Annotated in this window: 23 protein-coding genes; 18 read left to right on the plus strand and 5 right to left on the minus strand. The window is 72.0% G+C overall.

The window, feature by feature from the left end; translation table 11 throughout:
• Positions 1-46 precede the first annotated feature (46 nt).
• From BJ975_RS17045 to BJ975_RS00345, 3 genes are read left to right on the plus strand one after another with little or no spacing between them, the layout of a single operon-like run.
• On the plus strand, positions 47-2,032 hold the full coding sequence (locus BJ975_RS17045; RefSeq protein ID WP_179422554.1) for an SGNH hydrolase domain-containing protein: 1,986 nt from the start codon (positions 47-49) through the stop codon (positions 2,030-2,032).
• Between the two features lie 5 nt (positions 2,033-2,037).
• Complete coding sequence (locus BJ975_RS00340; protein WP_179422556.1) at positions 2,038-2,949, plus strand: Ppx/GppA phosphatase family protein; 912 nt, start codon at positions 2,038-2,040, stop codon at positions 2,947-2,949.
• A 25-nt stretch (positions 2,950-2,974) separates the two neighbouring features.
• The gene (locus BJ975_RS00345) at positions 2,975-3,763 is read left to right on the plus strand and encodes a sugar phosphate isomerase/epimerase family protein (RefSeq protein WP_317628234.1); all 789 of its coding nucleotides are present in this window, start codon (positions 2,975-2,977) and stop codon (positions 3,761-3,763) included.
• 6 nt (positions 3,764-3,769) lie between these two features.
• Here BJ975_RS00345 and BJ975_RS00350 read toward each other — a convergent pair whose 3' ends face one another.
• Both BJ975_RS00350 and BJ975_RS00355 read right to left on the minus strand, forming a co-directional pair.
• Positions 3,770-4,117 (minus strand): VOC family protein, encoded by a 348-nt coding sequence (locus BJ975_RS00350; protein ID WP_179422558.1) that lies wholly within the window; start codon positions 4,115-4,117, stop codon positions 3,770-3,772.
• Positions 4,114-5,064, minus strand: a complete 951-nt coding sequence (locus BJ975_RS00355) for a bile acid:sodium symporter family protein (protein ID WP_269303858.1) — start codon at positions 5,062-5,064, stop codon at positions 4,114-4,116. The genes BJ975_RS00350 and BJ975_RS00355 overlap by 4 nt, the downstream gene beginning before the upstream one ends.
• Positions 5,065-5,154: 90 nt before the next feature.
• Here BJ975_RS00355 and BJ975_RS00360 point away from each other — a divergent pair, with 90 nt between their 5' ends.
• The 9 genes from BJ975_RS00360 (at position 5,155) to BJ975_RS00400 (ending at position 11,939) form a co-directional block, all read left to right on the plus strand.
• Positions 5,155-5,712, plus strand: a complete 558-nt coding sequence (locus tag BJ975_RS00360) for an LOG family protein (RefSeq protein ID WP_179422560.1) — start codon at positions 5,155-5,157, stop codon at positions 5,710-5,712.
• 58 nt (positions 5,713-5,770) lie between these two features.
• Positions 5,771-6,553, plus strand: a complete 783-nt coding sequence (gene proC, locus BJ975_RS00365) for a pyrroline-5-carboxylate reductase (RefSeq protein ID WP_179422562.1) — start codon at positions 5,771-5,773, stop codon at positions 6,551-6,553.
• Positions 6,554-6,557: 4 nt separating this feature from the next.
• On the plus strand, positions 6,558-7,733 hold the full coding sequence (locus BJ975_RS00370; protein ID WP_179422564.1) for an acetoin utilization protein AcuC: 1,176 nt from the start codon (positions 6,558-6,560) through the stop codon (positions 7,731-7,733).
• A gap of 208 nt (positions 7,734-7,941) precedes the next feature.
• Positions 7,942-8,127, plus strand: a complete 186-nt coding sequence (locus BJ975_RS00375; RefSeq protein WP_179422566.1) for a helix-turn-helix domain-containing protein — start codon at positions 7,942-7,944, stop codon at positions 8,125-8,127.
• A 129-nt stretch (positions 8,128-8,256) separates the two neighbouring features.
• A complete protein-coding gene (locus BJ975_RS00380) occupies positions 8,257-8,358 on the plus strand; it encodes a 30S ribosomal protein bS22 (RefSeq protein WP_019143756.1) in 102 nt (33 codons plus the stop codon).
• Positions 8,359-8,361: 3 nt separating this feature from the next.
• On the plus strand, positions 8,362-9,336 hold the full coding sequence (locus BJ975_RS00385; protein WP_179422568.1) for an NAD-dependent epimerase/dehydratase family protein: 975 nt from the start codon (positions 8,362-8,364) through the stop codon (positions 9,334-9,336).
• Positions 9,333-10,691 (plus strand): lysophospholipid acyltransferase family protein, encoded by a 1,359-nt coding sequence (locus BJ975_RS00390; RefSeq protein ID WP_179422570.1) that lies wholly within the window; start codon positions 9,333-9,335, stop codon positions 10,689-10,691. Before BJ975_RS00385 ends, BJ975_RS00390 begins: the two co-directional genes overlap by 4 nt.
• Before the next feature lie 14 nt (positions 10,692-10,705).
• Entirely contained in the window at positions 10,706-11,392 is a 687-nt protein-coding gene (locus BJ975_RS00395; protein ID WP_179422572.1) for a hypothetical protein, read from the plus strand.
• Complete coding sequence (locus tag BJ975_RS00400; RefSeq protein ID WP_179422574.1) at positions 11,385-11,939, plus strand: RNA polymerase sigma factor; 555 nt, start codon at positions 11,385-11,387, stop codon at positions 11,937-11,939. Before BJ975_RS00395 ends, BJ975_RS00400 begins: the two co-directional genes overlap by 8 nt.
• 90 nt (positions 11,940-12,029) lie before the next feature.
• Here BJ975_RS00400 and BJ975_RS00405 read toward each other — a convergent pair whose 3' ends face one another.
• Together BJ975_RS00405 and BJ975_RS00410 are read right to left on the minus strand one after the other, a co-directional pair.
• Complete coding sequence (locus tag BJ975_RS00405; RefSeq protein ID WP_179422576.1) at positions 12,030-12,410, minus strand: hypothetical protein; 381 nt, start codon at positions 12,408-12,410, stop codon at positions 12,030-12,032.
• Between the two features lie 151 nt (positions 12,411-12,561).
• A complete protein-coding gene (locus BJ975_RS00410) occupies positions 12,562-14,880 on the minus strand; it encodes an MMPL family transporter (RefSeq protein ID WP_179422578.1) in 2,319 nt (772 codons plus the stop codon).
• Between the two features lie 81 nt (positions 14,881-14,961).
• Here BJ975_RS00410 and BJ975_RS00415 point away from each other — a divergent pair, with 81 nt between their 5' ends.
• Positions 14,962-15,573 carry a TetR/AcrR family transcriptional regulator gene (locus tag BJ975_RS00415; RefSeq protein WP_179422580.1) on the plus strand — a complete coding sequence of 204 codons (612 nt, stop codon included), beginning with the start codon at positions 14,962-14,964 and terminating at the stop codon, positions 15,571-15,573.
• On the opposite strand, the gene BJ975_RS00420 is transcribed toward BJ975_RS00415, so the two are convergent.
• Positions 15,570-16,451, minus strand: coding sequence for an HAD family hydrolase (locus BJ975_RS00420; protein ID WP_179422582.1), 882 nt, complete (start codon positions 16,449-16,451; stop codon positions 15,570-15,572). The two genes, BJ975_RS00415 and BJ975_RS00420, sit on opposite strands and share 4 nt — an antisense overlap.
• Before the next feature lie 53 nt (positions 16,452-16,504).
• Here BJ975_RS00420 and BJ975_RS00425 point away from each other — a divergent pair, with 53 nt between their 5' ends.
• The 5 genes from BJ975_RS00425 to BJ975_RS00445 all read left to right on the plus strand — a co-directional run bounded on the left by BJ975_RS00425 (position 16,505) and on the right by BJ975_RS00445 (position 22,601).
• Positions 16,505-18,055, plus strand: coding sequence for a class I adenylate-forming enzyme family protein (locus BJ975_RS00425; RefSeq protein ID WP_179422584.1), 1,551 nt, complete (start codon positions 16,505-16,507; stop codon positions 18,053-18,055).
• A 76-nt stretch (positions 18,056-18,131) separates the two neighbouring features.
• Positions 18,132-18,392 (plus strand): glutaredoxin family protein, encoded by a 261-nt coding sequence (locus tag BJ975_RS00430; RefSeq protein ID WP_179422586.1) that lies wholly within the window; start codon positions 18,132-18,134, stop codon positions 18,390-18,392.
• 59 nt (positions 18,393-18,451) lie between these two features.
• The gene (locus BJ975_RS00435) at positions 18,452-19,774 is read left to right on the plus strand and encodes a polysaccharide pyruvyl transferase family protein (RefSeq protein WP_179422588.1); all 1,323 of its coding nucleotides are present in this window, start codon (positions 18,452-18,454) and stop codon (positions 19,772-19,774) included.
• A 4-nt stretch (positions 19,775-19,778) separates the two neighbouring features.
• The gene (locus BJ975_RS00440; RefSeq protein ID WP_179422590.1) at positions 19,779-21,824 is read left to right on the plus strand and encodes an acyltransferase family protein; all 2,046 of its coding nucleotides are present in this window, start codon (positions 19,779-19,781) and stop codon (positions 21,822-21,824) included.
• A 105-nt stretch (positions 21,825-21,929) separates the two neighbouring features.
• Positions 21,930-22,601, plus strand: a complete 672-nt coding sequence (locus BJ975_RS00445; protein WP_179422592.1) for a redox-sensing transcriptional repressor Rex — start codon at positions 21,930-21,932, stop codon at positions 22,599-22,601.
• The last annotated feature ends 76 nt before the right edge of the window (positions 22,602-22,677 follow it).

Genomic DNA, 22,677 nt, shown 5'->3' on the forward strand with positions numbered 1-22,677 from the left:
GGAGTCAGGGTAGGTCACGTGGACCGGCCACGTAGGGTTGACGAACGTGACCGGGGGACGACTCACCACCGCGTGGTGCACGATCGCGGCCGCCGCGGCGGCCCTCTTCGTGCTCGGCGTGTACTGGCCCGGACGCCTTCCCGGGGCCGACGTCGCGGTCGAGGTCCTCCTGGTCGTGGCCGGCGCGCTGTTCGCCCAGGTCCTGCTCGTCGAGCGCGACCGTCCCCTCGCCACGGTGATCGGCACCGGCCTGCGGCTCCTCGTGCCGCCCCTGCTCGTGCTCGTCGCCACCGGCCTGGCCGTGCAGCGCTGGATGGACGTCCGTGACTGGGCGCCACTCCTGCACGACGTCCGCGACGCCGCGCTCGCACTCACCAACGTGCGCACCGTCGCCGCCGACTCGCCCGTGGCCACCTTCTGGCTCGTCTCGCTGCTCGTGCAGTCCGCCGTCGTCGTGCTGGTCCTGCGCCTCGTCGCCGACCGGCTCGCCAGCGGGCTGAGCCTCATCGTCCTGGTCCTGTCCGCCGCCTCCTTCGTCTGGTGGGCGTTCGACCCGGCGCTGCACCTCGGCGCCCGGTTCTGGCCCGTGGGCCTCGGCGTCCTCGTGGCGCTCGCCCTGTCGCGGGCGGGCGACGCGGCGCTCGGGGGCCCGATGGCGCTCATCGCGTGGGGCACGGGGCTCGGCGTCGGAGCGGTCGCCGTGCTCGCGTCCGGAGACCTCCTGCTGACCGTGGTCGGCGCCATGGCCGGCGTCCTCCTGGCCGCGTCGGGACCCGCTCACGGTTCGCCCGCCACGTGGCTCGGCCCGCGGCTGTCCGGCTGGCTCGCCGCGATCGCCTGGGCCGGTCTCTGCTGGGCCGGCCCCGCCCTGCGATTCGCCCCCGAGATCGCCGGCCGTGAGATCGGATTGCGCGACCGGGCGGAGCTCCTCCTGCTCGTCGGCCTGGCCGCGGTCGTCACGGTGGCGCTCGTCGCGGGCCTGCGCGCACTCGTCGACCACGGTGGCCTGTGGGTCACGGTCGCCGCCGCCGCGGTGCTGGCGGCGTTCCTCGTCACGGTGCCCGGGACGGACCGGGTCGAGGCCATCGAGAGCGACGTCTCGCGGGTCGAGGCGCTCATGACCGCCGACGAGCCGGACTGCTTCGGCGCGATGACGATGGCGGCCCTGACCGACGGGGAGTCGTGCGCGAACCCTGACCTGGACGGCGTGATCCGGCCCGACGTCAGCCGCGCCGGTCGGGACTTCGTGGCCTACCTCGAGTGCTGGTCCGATCCGGGCGACGCCAACCTCAACATCTGCGACCTGGCCCCCGGCGCGAAGCTGGCCGAGGACGCCCCGAAGATCCTCGTGCTGGGCGACTCGCACGCCCGCGTGCTGTTCGGCGCCTTCCGACGTCTCGCGGAGCAGGGCGTCGTCTCGGTGGACGCCGCGGCGAAGGCCAGCTGTGGCTGGAGCACCCTGCCGGTCGTCGACCGCAAGGACACCCAGCGTGGTCCGCTGTGCGACGAGTGGCGCGGCAAGCTCGCCGACTGGCTGGACGAGCACGCGACCGATTACGACGTCGTCGTGACCACCTCGTACAACGGCCGCATGAAGGGCCCGAAGGGCCGCCAGGTGGCCAGCCACGTCGAGGCGTGGGAGCCCGTCACGCGCGCCGGCGTGCCGATCGTGGCGCTGCGCGACAACCCGCGGATGCCGGACGACACCGTCGACTGCCTCGCCGCCCTCGGCTCCACGGACTGGTCGCAGTGCGACGTCCCGCTCGACGACGTCGTGCCCGAGTTCGACCCGTTCGGCCCCGCGGCCGAGCAGGTCGACGGCGCCCACTTCGTCGACACCGAGCCGCTGTTCTGCCACGACGACGTGTGCCCCGCGGTGATCGGCGGGGTCAACGTCTACCGCGACTACAACCACGTCTCGGCGTCCTACGCGGCCACGCTCGCGCCCGTGCTCTACCGCGAGATCGCGCGCACCGGAGTGTTCGAGCCGCCGCGCTCGCCTGCGCAGCCCGCCGCAGCGATGTCACACTGAGGCCCATGCGCATCGGCGTCCTCGACATCGGTTCCAACACCGGGCACCTGCTCATCGTCGACGCGTTCCGTGGCGGACCGCCGATCCCGGCCCACTCGTTCAGCGAGCCACTGCGCCTCGCCGAGAACCTCGACGCCGGCGGCCATCTCACGGCAGAAGGCACCGACCGACTCGTGAAGTACGTGACCGAGGCCGCCTCGCAGGCCGAGGACAAGGGCGCCGAGCGCGTGCTGGCGTTCGCGACCTCCGCCGTGCGCGACGCGGGCAACGCCGACGAGGTGATCGCGCGGGTCGCCGAGGCCAGTGGGACGCAGCTGCAGATCCTGCCCGGCGAGGACGAGGCGCGGCTGACCTTCCTGGCGGTGCGCCGCTGGTTCGGCTGGTCGTCGGGCCGCCTCGGCGTGTTCGACATCGGCGGCGGCTCGCTCGAGCTGGCCGTCGGTGCCGACGAGGAGCCCGAGACCGCCACGTCGCTGCCGCTGGGCGCCGGCCGGCTCACCCGCGAGTGGCTCGACCGCGGGATGGACCACGACGACCTGCGCCGCGAGGTGCGCCGGGAGATCGGCGCCGTCGCCGGCCCGCTGCTGCGCGGCGGTCCCTTCGACCGCGCCGTGGCCACCAGCAAGACCTTCCGCTCGCTGGCGCGCATGTGCGGCGCCGCGCCGTCGGGGGAGGGGCCCTACGTCCGGCGCACGCTCAAGCACCGCGATCTCGTGAGCCTGGGCCAGGAGCTGCGGGTCGCCACCGATGAGCAGATCGCCGCGATGCCGGGCGTCTCGGCGATGCGCGCGCACCAGATGCGCGCGGGTGCCGTGGTCGCCGAGGCCACCATGGAGCTGTTCGGCGTCGACGAGCTCCAGATCTGCCCGTGGGCCCTGCGCGAGGGCGTGCTGATCGAGTACCTGGACCACCTGTGACCAGTGCCGCCCTAGTCTGGAAGGCGTGAGTGTGAGCCAGCCGAGGGTCTCGCTGTCGACGTCGTCGGTCTATCCCGACGGCACGGCGGCGGGCTTCGCGACCGCGGCGCGCCTGGGCTACGACGGTGTCGAGGTCATGGTGGGCCTCGACGAGGTCAGTGCCGACACCACCGCGATCAAGGCGCTGGCCCAGGCGCACGACATCCCGGTCGTCTCGATCCACGCGCCGTGCCTGCTGGTGACGCAGCGCGTGTGGGGCACCGACCCGTGGGGCAAGATCCACCGCAGCGCCGAGATGGCGCTCGACGTGGGCGCCGACACCGTGGTGGTGCATCCGCCGTTCCGGTGGCAGCGCGAGTACGCGCGCGGCTTCGTCGAGGGCATCGCCCGGCTCGAGGACGAGTACGACGTGGCCTTCGCCGTGGAGAACATGTATCCGTGGCGCTCGGGCAAGCGTGAGTTCCAGGCCTACGCGCCCGGCTGGGACCCGGTGCCGTTCGAGTACGAGAACGTCACGGTGGACTTCTCGCACAGCGCCACCTCGCGGATCGACTCGATGCAGCTGATCGACGACCTCGGCGACCGGCTGCGGCACATCCACCTCGCCGACGGGTCGGGCTCGATCAAGGACGAGCACCTCATCCCGGGCCGCGGCACGCAGGGCTGCGACCGCCTGCTGGGCCACCTCGCCGACCGCGGCTTCACGGGCCACGTCGTGGTGGAGGTCAACACCCGCAAGGCGGACGACCGCGATGCGGACCTGCTGGAGGCACTGGCGTACGCACGCCTGCACCTCGCGCCGACGCCGGTCTGAGCCGGCTCAGGACCGCTGCGCGACGCAGAACTCGTTACCGGCGGGATCGGTCAGCGTGACCCACCGGAAGCTCGCGTCGCCGCGCTCGGCCACGAGCCCCGCGCCGGCCTCGCGCAGCCGCGCGACCTCGGCATCGAGGTCGTCCGCGAGCACGTCGAGGTGCAGCCGGTTCTTGCCCGGCGTGGGGTCCTCGACCTTCTGGAACGCCAGCGTGGGGCTGTCGGGGACCGAGACGATGACGTACCAGCCGTCGTTCTCCTCGGTGATGGTGCCGCCGGTCTGCTCGGCCCACCAGGTGGCCAACGCCAGGGCGTCGGTCGTGTCGCACGTGATCATCGCGGGTGTGACAGTCATGGCTGCACGCTACGACCGTGCCCCGACAGTCTGGTGGCGACGATCGAGCCGACCACGAGCTGGAGCTGGTGGTAGACCATCAGCGGCAGGATCATGAGCGGGAACGTGGTGGCCGAGAACAGCACGCTGGCCATCGGCAGGCCCGCGGCGAGCGACTTGTTCGTGCCGCAGAAGTAGATCGCCACCTGCGCCCCGCGGCCGAACCGGCGCCCCGCCAGCCAGCACACGAGCGACGAGACGGCGAGCAGGCCCGCGCAGACCCCGGCGACGACGGCGCCGTCGCCCCAGTCCAGGACGTCCCACACGTCGGCGTTCGTGCCGCGGCTGAAGCCGGCGTAGACCACCAGCAGCACGGTGGACCGGTCGAAGCGGCGCAGTCCCACGTCGTGCCGCACGAGCCACGGTCGCAGCCAGCGCCGCGCCACCTGGCCCGCGAGGAACGGCAGCAGGAGCAGGCCGACGATGCGCAGGATCGCCTCCGCGTCCACCGTGACGTCGCCACCGAGGAGCAGGGCCACCAGCAGGGGCGTGAGGAACACGCCGAGCAGGCTGGAGGTCGAGGCCGCGACGACGGCGATCGCGCGGTCGCCGCCGGCGATCGACGTGAACGCCACCGACGACTGGACGGTCGAGGGGACCAGGCACAGGAACACGAGCGCGGTCAGCAGCTGCTGCGAGATCACCGAGGGCGCCAGCGGCGACAGCGCCAGGCCCAGCAGCGGGAAGACGACGAACGTGACCGCGACGATCAGGACGTGGACCCGCCACGCGGTCAACCCGTGCACGACCTCGGCCGTCGACAGCCGCGCGCCGTAGAGGAAGAACAGCGCGACGATGCCGACCTGCACGAGCACGTTGACGACCTCGAGCACCTCGCCCTGCGCCGGCAGCACGATCCCGAGGCCGGCCAGGCCGAGGATCATCACGACGAAGGGGTCGATGCGCACCGGGCCACGATAGGCGCAGGCGGCGCGCCGTCGTCGCGCGGTTGCCGGGCCGTCGCCGGGCGTTCGCCCCAGACTGGCACCGTGAGTGCCATGAGCGAGACCAGCATCGACGCCGTCTGCGTGTTCTGCGGCGCCCGCGACGGGGCCCGGCCCGAGTACCTCCGGGCCGCCGAGCAGATCGGCACCGCCCTGGCCCGCGCGGGCGTGGACCTGGTGTTCGGCGGCGGCGGCATCGGCATCATGGGCGCGGCCTCCCGCGCCGCCCGCGAGCACGGCGGCCGCGTCGTCGGGGTCATCCCGCAGTCGCTGCTGGAGCGCGAGGGCGGCCGTACCGAGGACCCGGACATGCACGTCGTGGAGACGATGCACGAGCGCAAGGCCCTCATGCACGAGCTCTCCGACGCGTTCGTCGTCCTGCCCGGCGGGCTCGGAACCTACGAGGAGTTCTTCGAGATCCTCACGTGGCGCCAGCTCGGCTTCCACGACAAGCCGATCGTCGTGGTCGACACCGAGGGCTACTACGGCCCGCTGCGCGAGATCGTGTCGCACGGCGCGGCCGAGGGCTTCATCGGTCCGCGCGACGAGGAGCTGTTCACGATCGTGCAGTCCGTGGACGAGGCCCTCGCGGTCCTCGGCATCGACGCCTGAGAGACGCCCGTCACGCCCGCTGGCCGGGCCGGGCCCACCGCCAACTACCCTCGGTCCCATGAGGATCGCGGTCATCGGTGGCGGTGTCATGGGAGGCACGCTGGCCGAGGCGATGGCCCGCGCGGGCCGGGACGACATCGTCGTCGTGGAGCGCAGCGCCGAGCGTCGTGCCGAGCTGGAGGCCCGGGGCCACGAGACGTCGGACGACGTCGCCGCGGTCGCCGGGGCCGAGATGATCCTGCTGGTCGTGAAGCCGCAGGACGTGGCCTCGGTCCTGCCCGAGATCTCGGCGGTGGCCGGGGACGGCGCCACCGTGGTCTCGCTGGCCGCCGGAGTCCGCACCGCCACGATCGAGGCCGCGCTGCCCGAGGGCGTCGCCGTGGTCCGTGCGATGCCGAACACGCCCGCCGTCATCGGCCGCGGCATGTTCGGCGTCTCGCCCGGCAGCCGCGTCCCCGTCGAGAGGCTCGACGCGGTCGTCGACCTCCTCCGCTCCGGCGGCGAGGTCGTCGTGGTGGACGAGTCGCACCAGGACGCCGTCACGGCCGTCTCGGGCTCCGGCCCGGCCTACCTGTTCCACCTCGCCGAGCACATGATCGCCGCGGGCATCGAGGGCGGCCTCGACCCCGAGGCGGCGCGCGCGCTGACCGTGCAGACCCTCGTCGGGGCCTCCGAGCTGCTGGCCGGCTCGGACGAGTCGCCCGAGGAGCTGCGCCGCCGCGTCACCTCCCCGAACGGCACCACCCACGCGGCGATCACCACGTTCGACCAGCACGGCGTCGGCGAGGGGATCCGCGCTGGCGTTCTGGCCGCGATCGCCCGCTCCGCGGAACTAGGCTGACGACATGGACGATCGCGCCGCGGTGGTGTTCGACGAGCACCTCACCGACTACGACTTCGGGCCGTCGCACCCGATGGCGCCCGTCCGCGTGAAGCTGACGATGGCGCTCGCCGAGGAGCTGGGCGTCCTGGAGGACCTCGACGTCGTCGGCGCCCGTCCCGCCACCGAGAGCGAGCTGCTGAGCGTCCACACGCCCGACTACGTCGAGCGCGTCGTCAACCTGAGCAAGCACCCCACGCACTCCGACCCCGCACACGGTCTCGGCACCGAGGACAACCCCGTGTTCCGCGGGATGCACGACGCCAGCGCGCTCATCGCCGGGGCCAGCCTCGAGGCCGCGCGCCTGGTCTGGACCGGTGAGCGCAAGCGGGCGATCAACGTCAGCGGCGGCCTGCACCATGCGATGCCCGGACGGGCGAGCGGCTTCTGCGTCTACAACGACGTGGCGATGGGCATCCAGTGGATGCTCGACCACGGTGCGAAGAAGATCGTCTACATCGACGTCGACGCCCATCACGGCGACGGCGTGCAGGCGATCTTCTACCACGACCCGCGGGTCCTGACGATCTCCCTGCACGAGTCCCCGCAGACCCTCTTCCCTGGCACGGGCTACTCCACCGAGGTGGGCGCCGAGGGCGCCGAGGGCTCGGCGGTCAACGTCCCGCTGCCGCCCGGCACGTCCGACGCGGGCTGGCTGCGCGCGTTCCACGCGGTGGTGCCGCCGATCGTGCGCGAGTTCGCGCCGGAGGTCATCGTCAGCCAGCACGGCTGCGACTCCCACATGGACGACCCGCTGACCAACCTCATGCTGAGCATCGACGGCCAGCGCGCCTCGTACCTCGCCGTCCGCGACCTCGCCGAGGAGCTCACCGGCGGGCGCTGGCTGGCCACCGGTGGCGGCGGCTACGCCGTGGTCGACGTCGTGCCGCGCGCCTGGGGACACCTGCTGTCGATCGTCAGCGGCAACCCGCTGCCGCCCGAGACCGAGACGCCCGAGGCCTGGCGCCGGGCCGTGGAGCAGCTGCGCGGCCAGCCCGCCCCGACGCGGATGACCGATGGTCGCCGGGCCCTCTACCGCCGCTGGGAGGACGGCTACGACCCCGCGTCGTGGCTCGACCGGTCGATCCAGGCGACGCGCACCGAGAGTTTTCCGCTGAACGGCCTCGACCCGTCGTACTGACTGAAATTCCCGGTGAAACCACGAGTTTCGCGGTACGGCCGCGGTACACAAGGACGGCTGCGGCGGCCGAAGGTACGTGAGTTTCCTGAGAGTTTCAAGTTTTCCGTTCACAGGTGACTCACGTGCCACTACGCTTCCATCAAGCACGCGCGCTCACTCTCCGGTGGGGAAGCCGGAGAGCGCGCGTGCCCTGGGAGGATGGTGTGAGATGACTGAGGGAACCCGCTTCATGACCGTCGCCGAGGTCGCGGACCAGATCCGTGTCTCGAAGATGACGGTGTACCGACTCGTGCACTCGGGTGAGCTCGAGGCCGTGCGTGTCGGTCGCTCCTTCCGCGTGCCCGAGCACGCGGTCGAGGAGCTGCTGCAGAAGTCGTTCTACCAAGCCGGCTGACGCAACCTGGGGTCCGTGGGGGGCGGACCGACAGGACTTCGCCCCCGAGCGCCCACCGCGTGTGCGCCGACGGGGTGCGATCGCCTAGTGTTGGTCTGTCCTGTGTGAAAGATCAGATCGAGGTGAGTCGTGGGTTCTGTCATCAAGAAGCGCCGCAAGCGGATGTCGAAGAAGAAGCACCGCAAGATGCTCAAGCGCACGCGAGTGCAGCGCCGCCGTCTGGGCAAGTGACCGATGGCCGGGGTCGTCCTCGTCACGGGCGCGGCCACGCCGGGCGTGGCTCAGGCCGCCCGGCGCATCGCTGAAGCGGAGGATGTCAGGGTCGTCGCCGTCGACACGACCCTGCCCACCGACGATCTCGGGTCAGTCAAGTTCGTGCGTGCGGACATCCGCACGCCCGTCATCTCCAAGGTGCTCGCCGTCGAGGACGTCGACACCGTCGTCCACGCGGACCTGGCGCCGATGCGCTCACGCGCGGGCGGCAGCGCCACCAAGGAGATCAACGTCATCGGCACGATGCAGGTGCTCGCCGCCTGTCAGCGCTCCGAGACGGTCAAGCGCGTCGTCCTGGCCAGCAGTGCGGCTGTGTACGGCGCGTCCCCGCGCGACCCCGCGGTGTTCACCGAGTCCGCGACGGCGCGCGGAGGCACCAAGTCCGGGTTCGCCAAGGACATCGTCGAGGTCGAGGGCTACACGCGCGGCTTCGCGCGCCGCCGTCCCGACGTCTGCGTGACCACCCTGCGCATGGCGCAGTGGCTGTCGCCGCATTTCCCGACCGTGCTCGGGACGTACTTCTCCAACCCGGTCCTGCCGGTGCCGATGGGCTTCGACGCGCGCCTGCAGCTGCTGCACCCGCAGGACGCCCTCGAGGTCATCGCGATGGCCGCGCACGAGGACCACCCCGGCACCTTCAACGTGGCCGGCGACGGGATCCTCATGCTCAGCCAGGCCGCCCGGATCATGGGCAAGCCCACGCTCCCGCTGCTGCCGCTGGGCTTCGGCTCGGTGCTGCGCCGAATGGTGCACTACATGGGATCCGACGTGTCGCCGGGCGTGCACCGCCTGCTCACGTACGGCCGGGTGCTCGACACCACGGCGCTGCACGAGATCTTCGGCTACCGTCCCCGGCACACGACCCGCGAGACCTTCGAGTGGTACGCCGAGACGGCGCGCCCGGGCCTGCTGCACGCATGGGGGATCACCGGATGAAGGACGACCTGAAGGGCATCGGCACCTCCGGCCGGCCGGGACGGGGCAATGGCTCCACGTCCCCGTCGCGAGCCGCGCGCTCGCTCGCCGGTCCGGCGGCCAAGAAGGCCACCGGCAAGTCCGCCGCGAAGAAGGCCGCGAAGACCTCGGGCACCAAGCCCACCTCGGCCGCCCAGGCCGACGCCGCGACCTCCGCCTCGGCCCGCTCGGCCGCGCCGAAGCAGGACGCGCCCCGGACCGCGAAGAAGACCGCCGCGAAGAGGACGGCGGCCAAGAAGGCCGCCGCGAAGACCACCACGACGAAGGCCGCCTCCGCCAAGAAGGCGGCACCGAAGAAGGCCACGCCGCCGCCGGTCGAGCCCGAGCAGCCCACCACCGGACGCACCCGCGAGCGTCACCTGCGCGCGGTGCCCGAGGACGAGGGGCAGGACCACCGCCAGGAGGCGCCGCGCGAGGCCACCGCCGACATCGACCCCGAGGACGTCGCCGCCGCCTTCGCCGAGGGCGCCCGCCGGCTCATGGGCACGGACTGGCAGGTCAAGGTGCTCGAGATCGTCGGCAGCCTGCGTCGCCGCCTCTCCGGCTCCTACGAGGTCGACGAGTTCGGCCTCGACCCCGAGGTGCTCGACCTGCTGTCGCACCTCGTCGAGCCGCTGGCCGAGAGCTGGTTCCGGCTCGAGGTGCGCGGCGTCGAGAACATCCCCACCGACGGCGGCGCGCTGCTGGTGGCCAACCACTCCGGCACCGTCCCGGTCGACGGCCTCATCACGGGCTACGCCGTGCGCAAGCACACCGGTCGCCCGATCCGCCCGCTCGGCGCCGACCTCGTCTTCCGGCTGCCCTACGTCGGCCAGGTCGCGCGCAAGATGGGCGCCACGCTCGCCTGCGCCGAGGACGCCGAGCGGCTGCTGACCTCCGGCGAGCTCGCCGCGGTGTGGCCCGAGGGGTTCAAGGGCATCGGCAAGCCGTTCAGCGAGCGCTACAAGCTCCAGCGGTTCGGACGTGGTGGCTTCGTGTCGTCCGCGATGCGGGCGCAGGTGCCGATCGTGCCGGTCTCGATCGTGGGCGCCGAGGAGATCTACCCGCTCGTGGGCAACATCCCGTCGCTCGCGCGGCTGCTCGGGGTGCCGTACATCCCCATCACGCCGTTCTTCCCGCTGTTCGGGCCGCTCGGCCTGATCCCGCTGCCGAGCAAGTGGATCATCGAGTTCGGCGAGCCGGTACGCACCGACGCCTACGCGCCCGAGTCGGCCGACGACCCGATGCTGCTGTTCAACGTGACCGACCAGGTCCGCGAGACCATCCAGCAGACGCTCTACAGCCTGCTCGTCGAGCGTGGCAATCCCTTCATCTGAGTCGAGGAGCCGACATGCCTGACCGACGGCCGGACCTGCGCCTCGACGCCCCCACGCTCGAGCCGTCCGACGACCTCGTGTTCCGCCTCGCGATGGCGGCGCGCAGCAACGCCTCGACGGCACCCACGCGCAGTCGTGGTCGGCGGCTGGCCCTCGTCGTGGGGTCCTTCCTCGGCGTCAGCGTCATCTCGGTGGGCGGCGCTTGGGCGGTCGGCGCGATCGACGTGCCGCTGCTGCCGCCCTCGCCACTGCGCGACGTCATCGTCACGCCCACTGAGCCGCCCCCGCGGGACCGTCAGGACGGCGGCTCCACATCGGGTGGCGGAGCCGACCTCGATCCCGCCGGAAAGGTCGTCACCCCTGCGGGTGCCGACCGTGGATCGGGCGCGGGCGACGTCTCCGACTCTGCCGACCGATCGCCGTCGGACCCCGCACCGAAGGACCCGGGTGACGACACCGCGGCGCCCGTCGACCAGCCCCCGGCCAAGGACCGCGGTCAGGGCGACACTCGCAGTCAGGACAAGGGCGACAACGGCCAGCACCGCGGGCAGGACAAGGACCCCTCGGACCGGGGCTCGTCCGAGGAGGCTCGAGAGCGCGGCAACGGCAACGGCAACGGCAACGGCTCCAACAAGCCGAAGCCCGAGAAGCCCTCGGCCAAGCCCGAGAAGGACAAGAACGCGCAGGCCGCCGATGACTGACGACGCCGTCATCAAGGCCGCCAAGTGCGGCGAGCCCGACGCGTGGCGCGAGCTCTACCGCGCCCACGCGGGCCGGCTCGTCACGTGGCTGCAGACCCGGCCCACCGGAGACACCGCCGCGTCGCCGGAGGACGTCGCCAGCGAGGCCTGGTACGTCGCCGCCACGAAGGTCTCGCAGTTCGAGGGCACCGCCGCCGACTTCGGCGGCTGGCTGTTCGGCATCGCCCGGCGGATCAGCGCGAACTCGCGCCGGACCTCGCAGCGACGCAACACCCTGCCGGTGGAGACCGACGAGCTCCACGAGGTCGTCCCCGACCACGGGCCCGAGGTGGAGGGTCAGGACTGGCTGCGATCGATGCTCGCTTCGCTGCCCCCGCGCGAGCGGGCTGCCGTGGGCCTGGTCGACGGGATGGGGATGGACCTCTCCACGGCGGCCGACGTCCTGGGCGTCAGCGCGGTGTCCGTACGCGTGGCGCGGCATCGGGGCCTGCGCAAGCTCGCCGGCCGCACCCCGGCGCGCTCGGTCGACGCGTCGCCTCGCGGCTGAGACCCCCTGACAGGAAGATGCCGGCCCGCCCCGGGGGTTGGGGCGGACCGGCCTCCCTCGTCCCGCGACGCGGGCGAGTCTGTGCCTCGCTCAGGCGGCGGGCTGGTTGGCCAGGCACTTGGCGAGGCGCGCCTTGGCCTTGGCGACGCGCTGGACCTGCGCCTTCTTGGTCTTGGCGACCTTGGTGCGGCGATCCTTCGCGACCTTGAGCTTCTTGACGGCCTTGCGCTTCTCCGAGGCGGTGTCGGCCTGGCGGACTTCCTTCTTCGCCTTCTTGACCTTCGCCTGCTGCTTGGCGAACACGGCGTTCACCTTGGCCAGCTGGGCCTCGGCGCGCTCGACCTGAGTGGTCTGGGTGGCGCAGGGCTCCGACGTGGTCGGGCGATCGGCGTGGGCGGCCGGGGCCGCGAGCGGGCCGAGGGCCAGGGCCAGGCCGGCGGCGAGCGCACCGATGCGAGCGCGGTGAGTCATGTGAATCTCCTCAGGTGGTGGGCAGTCCGAGAACTGCTGACACCCGAGACCTGTCACGACTCGCGTCCGGCGTTACATCCGGACGAGAGAAAGATCGCCGGCGGTGGCGTGCGGGGGACGACACGACCCACGCACGCCACCGCCGAGCGGGTCAGGGCTGCTTGGCGCCGAGGCGCTTGAGCAGCTGGTCTCCCTCGATGTCGAGGTCGGGCAGGGCGCGATCGAGCCACTTCGGCAGGCGCCAGGCGCGGTCGCCGAACATCGCCATCAGCGCGGGCACGAGCGTCATGCGCACGAGGAACGCGTCGATCGCGATCGCGACGGCGAGGGCGAAGCCGATCTGCTTGATCATCGGGTCGCCGTTGAAGATGAAGCCGGCGAAGACGGCGGTCATGATCACGGCGGCCGCCACGACGACGCGGCTGGAGTGGCTGAAGCCGTCGATCACGGACTCGCGCCCGCTGTGGCCGTGCACCCACGACTCGCGCATCGACGACACCAGGAACACCTGGTAGTCCATCGCCAGGCCGTACGCGATGCCCGTGACGAGGATCGGCAGCAGGGCCATCACCGGGCCCGTCGAGTCCAGCCCGAAGAGGCTGTTCAGCCAGCCCCACTGGAACACGGCGGTCGTGGCGCCGAGCGTGGCCAGGATCGTCAGCAGGAAGCCGGCGGTGGCCTTGAGCGGCACGATGATCGAGCGGAACACGATCGTCAGGACGATGAGCGACAGGACGATGACGATCGCGAGATAGATCGGCATGACCTCGCTCATCTTCTCGGCGATGTCGATGCCCATGGCCGTCTGCCCGGTGACGCCGAGGTCGATGTCGTACTGCTGCGAGAACTCGGCCGAGCGGTCGCGCAGCTCGTGCACGAGCGTCTCGGTGGACGGGTCCGTCGGGCCCTCGCGGGGGATGAGCGAGACCAGCACGGTGCGGCCGTCCTCGCTCATGCCGGCGGCGTTGGCCGAGGCCACGTCCTTCACCTGGCCGAGCTCGGCCAGGACCGCGCCGGCGGCCTGCTGGTCGACCGGCTGGTCGGTGCGCGACGACAGCACCACGAGCAGCGGGCCGTTGAGGCCCTCGCCGAACGCGTCGCTCACCGTCTCGTAGCTCTCGCGCTGGTCGGAGCCGGCGTTGTAGTTCTCGCTCGACGGCAGGCCGAGTCGCATGTCGAGCGCGGGGATGGCGATGACGAGCGTGGTGACCACGACGACGGCCGCGGCGACGAAGCGGTTCTTGGACAGGAACGTCGCCCAGCGGCGCGCCGTGGCGTGGTCGTTGCCCTCGGCCTCGCGCTCGGCGAACTGCGAGCGGGCCTTCTCCGACACGATCCGCTCACCGACCAGGCCGAGCAGGGCCGGCAGGGCGGTGAGGGCGACGAGCACGGCCACCGCGATCGTGGCGGCGGCGATGATCGCCATCGTGGTGAGCAGGCTGATGCCGATGACCACGAGGGCGGCGAGCGCGATGATCACGGTGGTGCCGGCGAAGAACACGGCGCTGCCGGCGGTGCCGACGGCGCGTCCGGTGGCCTCGTGGGCGCTGAGCCGCTCGCGCATGATGAGGCGGCGCTGGCGGTTGACGATGAAGAGCGCGTAGTCGATGCCGACGGCCAGGCCGAGCATGAGGCCCAGGACGACGCTCATCGAGCCGAGCTCGTAGAAGTGGCCGAGCGCGTACGCGCCGCCGACGCCCACGCCGACGCCGAGGATGGCGGTCAGCAGGGGCAGGCCGGCCGCGACGACCGAGCCGAGGACGAGGAACAGCACGACCGCGGCGATGACGATGCCGACGGCCTCGCCGATGCCCGCGACCTCGGGCAGCTCCTGCAGGGAGGCGCCGGGGAGCACCTGGATGTCAGCGGCCTCGACCGGCGCCTCGGCGGCCTCGAGGACGTCGTGGATCGTGCCCTCGGGCAGGTCGGTGGTCTGCTTCGTGAACTGGAACTGCGCCATCGCGACGGTGCCGTCGGGCGAGATCGTCACTCCCGGGACGAGCTGACCGCCCACGACGAGGGGCAGCGGCTGGTCGAGCTCCTGGCCGGCGCGCGCGGCGGCCGCGGCCTGCTCGGCGGCCTTCACCTGCGCGGCCATCTCCTGCTGGGCGGCGGCCTGCGCCTCGGCCGAGCCCGCGAGGTCGGCCGGGTTCACGACCGTGTCGTTCCCGTAGATCTCCTGCATCGACTGGGCGAGCAGCCCGGCGGACTGCTCGTCGAAGAAGCTGACGCCGTCCGGGGCGCGGTAGACGATCTGGCCCGCGCCACCCGCGGCGGCGGGCATCTCCTCCTCGAGCTGCTCCAGCACCTCCTGCGCGGCGACGCCGTTGATCGTCACCTCGCCGCTGAGCTTCGGTGCGTTGACGGCGATCGAGCCGACGATCACGGCCAGCAGGACCAGCCAGGCGCCGAGGAAGCGGAACGGGTGAGCGAAGGCGGACTTGCCCCAGCGGTACAGGAGTGTCGACACGGGTGTTCCTCACGAAGTGATAGGTGACTCTCACATCGTAGAATGGGGGGTGAAACGAGGCCAGAGGAGGTGAGGAGACGTATGTCACGACGTGACTCGCGCGAGAACGCCGAGCGCATCCTCGCCGCCGTGCAGCGGCTCTGGGCCGACGACGCCTCCCCGTCGATGGAGCGAATCGCCACCGAAGCCGGCGTCGGCGTCGCCACGGTCTACCGCCACTTCCCGAACCGCGCCGCGCTCGAGAGCGCAGCGTTCGGTCGGATCTTCGCCGAGGAGCTCATGCCGCTCGTCGACGGCGCCGAGGACGAGGACGCCGACCTGCTCGAGGTCGCCGAGCGCTTCGTCGAGGTCATCGGGCGCTACGCGCCGGTGCTGAGCGAGGTCGGCGCCAGCCACGTCACCGACGAGGCCCTCGAGGAGCTGGGCGAGCCCTTCGTCGATCTGCTCCGCCGCGGCCAGGTCACGGGCGTCCTGCGCGCCGACCTCGAGCCGGTCGACATCTACTGGCTGCTGCGGATGATCGTGCTGGGCCTGAACTCGCCCGTCGCCTCGCCCACGGTGCGCCGCCGCTACGTCGCGATGCTGCTGCCCGCCCTCGCGCCGGGCGACCACGACCCGCTGCCCCGGCTCTCCGACGAGGACTACGACCGCCTCGGCGTCCTGCCCGAGCACCGCCGACCCCCGGCGGACTAGAGGCGGCGGCGGAGCCGCTTGCCGACGAGGTAGGTGGCCGAGGCGGCGGCGCCCACGGCGCCGGCCTTCAGGCTGGCGGCGGCCACCTTGCGACCCGTGCGGTAGTCGCGGACGAGCCAGCCGTTGGCCTTGGCGTGCGAGCGCAGGTGGCCGTCGGGGTTCACGGCGCAGGGGTGCCCGACGAGGGACAGCATCGGGATGTCGTTCGAGGAGTCGGAGTACGCGTAGCAGCGCTCGAGGTCGAGACCCTCGGACTCCGCGAGTGCCCGGACGGCCACGGACTTGCCCTCGCCGTGCAGCATGTCGCCGACGAGCCGGCCCGTGTAGACGCCGTCGACGTGCTCAGCGACGGTGCCCAGCCCGCCCGTGAGGCCGAGCCGGCGCGCGATGACCTGGGCGATCTCGACGGGCGCCGCGGTCATCAGCCACACGCGCTGCCCGCGGTCGAGGTGCCACTGGGCCATCGCGCGGGTGCCGGGCCAGATCTTCTCGGCCATGTACTCGTCGAAGACCTCCTCGCCGATCTCCTCGAGCTCGCGGACCTCGTGCCCGGCGATGAACTTGAGCGCGGCGCTGCGGGCCTGCTCGATGTGCTCGGGGTCCTCCACGCCGACGTACTTGAAGTAGGCCTGCTGCCAGGCGGCCCGGGCGATGTCGCGCGTGGTGAAGAACTGGCGCCGGTGCAGCCCGCGGGCGAGCAGGAAGATCGACGCGCCCTGCATGATCGTGTTGTCCACGTCGAAGAACGCCGCCGCGGTGGGGTCCACCGGCTGCGCGAGCGCCTGTTCGACCTCCGCGGCCGCCGCTGCGGCCTGGCCGGCCAGGATCGAGCGCGACTGCAGGTTCCGTGGTCCTTCGGGCGGTCGTCGCGGGGACATGGCGATCACTGTAACGGCGTTGTGCGGCCAGCAGGTGTGGTTGACTCGTCGGCATGACCGTCAACGTGAGTGACGATCTGCGTGAGACCGCGCGTCGCGACCCCGAGGGCATCGCCCTGATCGAGCCCCGCACCGACCGCCGGGTCACGTGGGCCGAGTTCGACCAGTGGGCCGATCGCGTGGCCCAGACCCTCCTCGCGCGCGGCGTCCTGGCCGGCCAGCGCGTCGCCCTCGTCATGTCCAACGGCATCGACCTCGCGGTCGCCTACTACGGCGTGCTCCGCGGCGGTCTCGTCGCCGTGCCGATCAACCCGCGCGCCACGCCCCGCGAGATCTCGCGCATGGTCGCGGCCTGCTCGCCCAAGATCGTCGTCGGCGACGCCCAGTCGATCACCCAGGTGCGCCAGGCCGACACCGGGGACTCCCTCATCGTGGTCCACCGGGCCGCCCCGCAGGAGGGCGAGCTGCGCTTCGGTGCCCTCCTCGACCAGGCCAGGGACGCCGCCCCCGTCGCGCCGCGCGACCCCGAGTCGCTCGCCGTCGTGCTCTTCACCTCCGGCGCCACCGGCCTGCCGCGCGGCGTGATGCTCACGCACCGCGCGCTGGCCGCCGACATCGACCAGCTGCTGCAGATCGAGTCCCCGCCCGTGATCACGTCCGACGACGTCGTCCTCGGACTGCTGCCGATGTTCCACGTCTACGGACTCAACTGCGTGCTCGCGCTGTCGGTCCGCGCGGGCGCCACCGTCGTGCTGATCGAGGAGTTCCACCCCGGTGCGCTGCTCGGCGACATCGTCGACCACGGCATCACCAACCTCCCCCTCGCGCCGCAGGTGATCCAGGCGCTCGTCGGACTCGAGGGCCTCGCCGAGGCGTTCGCGAACGTCCGGCTCATCGTCTCGGGCGCCTCCGCCCTCGACCCCGACCTGGCGCAGGCGTTCCACGCCCTGTCGGGCAAGCCGGTCGAGCAGGGCTACGGCCTCACCGAGACCTCGCCGGTCGTCACCACCACGGTCGGCGACGGTCGCGAGCCCGGCCAGCTGCCGCCCGCGGGCTCGGTGGGCCGTCCGCTGCCCGGTGTCGAGATCGCGCTGCGCGACTTCCTCGGCCAGCCGGCCGCCCCCGGCGACCCCGCCCAGGTCTTCGTCCGCGGCGCCAACCTGTTCTCCGGCTACTGGCCCGACGGCTCGGACGGCCCCGACGCCGACGGCTGGTGGGCCACGGGTGACATCGGCCTGCTGGACGACCAGGACAACCTCGTCCTCGTGGACCGGCTCAAGGAGACGATCAACGTCTCGGGCTTCAACGTGTACCCCTCCGAGATCGAGGAGGCGATCGTCGACGCGCCCGGCGTGGAGTCCGTCGCCGTGATCGGCGTGGAGGACGAGCGCACCGGCGAGGCCGTCGTCGCGTTCGTCGTGCCCGACGACCCCGAGGGAGACGCCGCCCCGGTCGAGGAGGCCGTCCGCACGATCGCCGCCGAGCGCCTGGCGCGCTTCAAGGTGCCGTCGCGCGTCATCGTGGTGGCCGCGCTGCCGCACTCGCCCACCGGCAAGGTCGCGAAGGGACGCCTGCGCGCCCTCGTGCGCTCGGAGCCGGCATGAGCGAGCACGAGCGAGCGAACATGCGGTCGGTCATGCCGGCACGCTCGTACTGTCGTCTTTCCGCGGGCGTGGCGGCATGACGATCGCGCACGCCGACGACGCTCGCGTCGTCGTCTACTCCCGTGAGGGCTGCCACCTGTGCGAGGCCGCCGAGCAGGTCGTCGCGCAGCTCGTGGCCGAGACCGGCGACGACTGGGTGCGGGTCGACATCGACACCGAGCCCGACCTGCAGGAGCGGTTCACCGAGCAGGTGCCGGTGACCTTCGTCGACGGACGCCAGCACGACTTCTGGCGCGTGGATCCCACGCGCCTGCGCGCGGCGCTCGCCCGCGGCTGAGCCGGGCCCGCGGCGGGGCGCATTAGCGTTCCTTGTCGCGGTCGGGGAAACTTCTAGGCGTGTCAGATCGCATCTACGTCCGCCGTTACGTCGACCCGCTGGACCCGCCGTCGATGAAGCGGTTCCGCGCCGGATGCGGCAAGAACTCCGGCAACCTCATCTTCGCCGCGTCCGCGCAGCGCTCGGTGATGGTGGACGGCGTCGACGTCGAGGCGAACAACCTCAACACGCTGATGCGCAGCGTCGACCGCCTCAACGAGGAGCAGCGGCACGTCGTCATCCCGCTGGCCAACGCGTTCCGCCGCGGCTACCTGCCCCAGCTCGGCGACCTGACCTCGGCGATCGAGCGCCTCACGGTCCCGGTCACGATCCTCGGCGTCGGCGGCCAGTTCCAGCTGGACGGCACCCCCGAGCGCTCCGAGGAGGTCGACGCGGCCGCCCGGCGCTTCATGCGCGCGGTGCTGGCCCACGGCCCCTCGATCGGCGTGCGCGGCGAGCGCACCGCCGCCTACCTGTCCGACCTCGGCTTCTCCGAGGTCGACGTCATCGGCTGCCCGTCGATGTTCCTGCGCGGCCGCGACCTGCACGTCCGCGACACCGCGCCCACGTTCGACAAGAGCACCAAGGTCAGCCTGAACCTGACGCCGCACGTGCCGATCCCCGACGGCTGGGTCGCCGACGTCTTCAAGCGCCACCCCCGTGCCGAGTTCGTCGCGCAGGAGATCCGCGACCTCGACGCGATGCTCGGCGGCCCCGCGGTCAAGGCCGGCTCGCGCGAGTACCCCGGCTCGATGCGCCACGACGTCATCGCCGACAACAAGGCCGTGCTGCACTGCCACGCGCCCACGTGGATCGAGTCGATGGCCGCGCGCGACTTCACGGTCGGCCACCGCATCCACGGCAACATCTCCTCGCTGCTGGCCGGCACGCCCGCGCACGTGATCGTGCACGACAGCCGCACCCGCGAGCTGTGCGAGTACTTCGAGATCCCGCACACGCAGGTCACCGAGCACCGACTCGAGGACACGCCCGAGCGGATCTTCGAGCGCTCGGACTACGCGGCCCTCATCGGCAACCACCCCGAGCGCCTCGCCCGCTTCGCCGGCTTCCTGGAGAGGCACGGCCTGCGTCACGCGCTCGACCTGCCGGCGGGGGAGACCCCGTTCGACCGCGCGGTCGCGCAGGTCGAGGCGCGTCCCGGCCTGGTCGTCCGGCCCCGCTCCACCGAGCCCGAGCTGATGGACCTCCGCGTCTGGAACGCGGCGCGGGCCGCCCACCAGGGCATCGCGCAGGCCGAGGCGCGCGCGAAGAAGGCCGAGGCGCGCCTCAAGGCCCTCGAGGCGAACCAGGGCCTGAAGGGCCTGCTGCGGCGCGGCCGCTGACCTGATGCGTCCTGAGATCCAAGCCCTGAGGGCCGCCGCCGTCCTGGCGGTCGTCCTCTTCCACCTGTGGCCCGGCCGGCTGAGCGGCGGCTACATCGGCGTCGACGTCTTCTTCGTCATCTCCGGCTTCCTCATCACGAGCCACCTCATGCGCGAGGTCGAGCGCCGGGACCGCGTCGACCTGGCGCAGTTCTGGGCGCGGCGCGCGCGGCGTCTGCTGCCCGCGGCCTACCTCGTGCTGTTCGTCACCGCGATCGGCGTCCTCGTCTGGCTGCCGCCGGCGCAGTGGACGCAGAACTTCCGCGAGATCATCGGCTCGACGCTCTACGTCGAGAACTGGGTGCTGGCGATCGACTCGGTGGACTACCTCGCCGCCGACGGCGTCCCCTCGGCGGTCCAGCACTACTGGACCCTCTCGGTCGAGGAGCAGTTCTACCTCGTCTGGCCGCTGCTCATCGTGGGGGCCCTCGCCCTGGCCCGGCGCCGCGGCTGGGCGCGCGCGAAGGCCGTCCTGGTCGTCCTGTCGGTCGTCACGGTGACGTGCTTCCTGTTCTCGCTGTGGCTGACCTCGCAGCACCCGCAGCTGGCCTACTTCGCCACCCCCGCGCGGGCGTGGCAGTTCGGTGCCGGAGCGCTGTTCGCGGTCGCCCTCGTCGACCGGATCCGGCTGCCCAGACGCACGGCGATCGCGGCCTCCTGGCTCGGCTTCGGCGTCATCGCGGTGTGCGCCCTCGTCTACGACGAGAGCACCCCGTTCCCCGGCACGGCCGCCATCGCGCCCGTCCTGGCGACGCTGCTGGTGATCGCGGCGGGCACCCCGTCCGGCCGCCTCTCGCCGACGCCGATCATGGCGTGGCGGCCCGTGCAGGTCACGGGCGACCTCTCGTACTCGATGTACCTGTGGCACTGGCCGCCGATCATCCTGCTGCCCGAGATCCTGGGCGAGGAGATGGGCCTGTGGCCACGGGTCGGCATCCTCCTCGGCACGTTCGTGCTGGCCTGGCTGACGATGAGGTTCGTGGAGAACCCGATCCGCTTCGGCACCCGGTTCGGCATCCGGCGCCCCCGGGTCACGGGGCTCGTGTCCGTGTTCGCCGCCGCCCTGGTGGTCGGCTTCTCCGTGTTCGGCTACCAGGCCGGTCAGGCCGAGGAGCAGCGTGCCGAGGAGTTCACCGCCCGGGTCAACGCCGACATGCCGAAGTGCTTCGGCGCGGCGTCGATGCCGCCCGCCGGCGACTGCGAGAACCCCGAGCTCGCGACCATGCGGGTGCCGGCCGGCCCCGACGTGAGCCGCGACTGGGGCGGCCGCAGCGAGTGCTGGGGCAAGAACGACCAGGTCGAGCTCAAGTCCTGCGACTTCGGCGAGCGCTCGGGCGACCGGCCCCACGTGGTGCTGCTGGGTGACTCCCACGCCCGCGCCCTGCTGCCGGGCTTCGTGCGTCTGGCCGAGCTCGACGAGCTCTCGCTCACCACGCAGCTCAAGGGTGGCTGCGCGTGGTCCACCGACCTGCCCGGTCGCACGGCCGTGCCCGAGGTCCTGCAGACCTGCCCCGCGTGGCGCGAGAACGTCCAGGAGTGGATCGAGCAGAACCAGGACGACATCGACCTCATCGTCACCACGGGCTACTCCCGCAACCTCGCCGGCTCGCGGGCGCAGCAGGCGAAGGCGCTCTCGGAGGCGTGGACGAAGGCGACGAAGCTGGGCATCCCGGTGGCCGCCGTCGTCGACAACCCCGACAACGGCACGCCGCCCGCGAAGTGCCTCGACCGCGTCGACTCGTGGGACGAGACCACGTGCTCGGTGCCGCGCGACGAGGCCTTCCCGTACGGCGACGCGTTCGGCGAGGCCGCCCGGATGACCAAGGGAGCCGAGCGGATCGACATGACCGACTTCTACTGCCTCGAGGACGTCTGCCCGGCGATGATCGGCGGCGTGAACGTGTACCGCGACCGTCACCATTTCACCGCGACGTTCACGCGGACGCTGGCTCCGTTCCTGTGGAGCCGCATCACCGCGCAGGTCGACGGGCTCCCCACCAGTGACCGCTGAACGGGCCGCGTCGCCGTCGCCGATTTTGTGAAAGGGTTCCCAAACTCCTAGACTGGCGGCGCGCCACGGCCCAAAATTCCCGTCATTCCGCGGCGCAGGAGCATCGTGACCATTCTTCGCAGCCCCGCTGGGATCCCCGACGCGACCGTCGCCCGGCTCCCGCTGTACCTGCGGGCTCTCGATGAGCTCGCGGAGCGAGGAACCGACGTCTGCTCCTCCGAGCACCTGGCCACCGCGGCCGGCGTGAACTCCGCGATCGTCCGCAAGGACCTGTCGCACCTGGGCTCCTACGGCACCCGCGGAGTCGGCTACGACGTCCGCTTCCTGGCCGGCCACATCGCCGCCGTCGTGGGCCAGACCCAGCCGTGGCCCGTCGTCATCGTCGGCGCCGGTCACCTGGGCTCGGCGCTGGCCGCCTACCAGGGCTTCGGCGCCCGCGGCGTCAAGGTCGCCGCCGTCGTCGACGCCGACCCCGAGCTCATCGGCACCACCGTCGGCGGGCACGAGGTGCTCTCGATCGAGGACCTGCCGGGGATCGTCGAGCGCGACGCCGTCTCGCTCGGCATCATCGCCACCCCGCCTGCCGCGGCGCAGAGCGTCGCCGACGCCCTCGTCGAGGCCGGCATCAGCAGCATCCTGAACTTCGCGCCCACCGCCCTGCGGGTCCCGGCCGAGGTCGACCTGCGCCAGGTCGACGTCGCCGCCGAGCTGCAGATCCTGGGCTACCACGCACACCGCCGCCAGGCGGGTTCCACCGAGGAGGCGGTGATCTCATGAGCGAGCGTCAGCGAGTGACCATGGGGCACCTCATGCCGGCACGTCCGTACCTTCGCTTTTCTACGGAGGTGACGGC

The sequence above is a fragment of the Aeromicrobium tamlense genome (genome assembly GCF_013408555.1).
GTDB classification, from domain to species: Bacteria; Actinomycetota; Actinomycetes; order Propionibacteriales; family Nocardioidaceae; genus Aeromicrobium; species Aeromicrobium tamlense.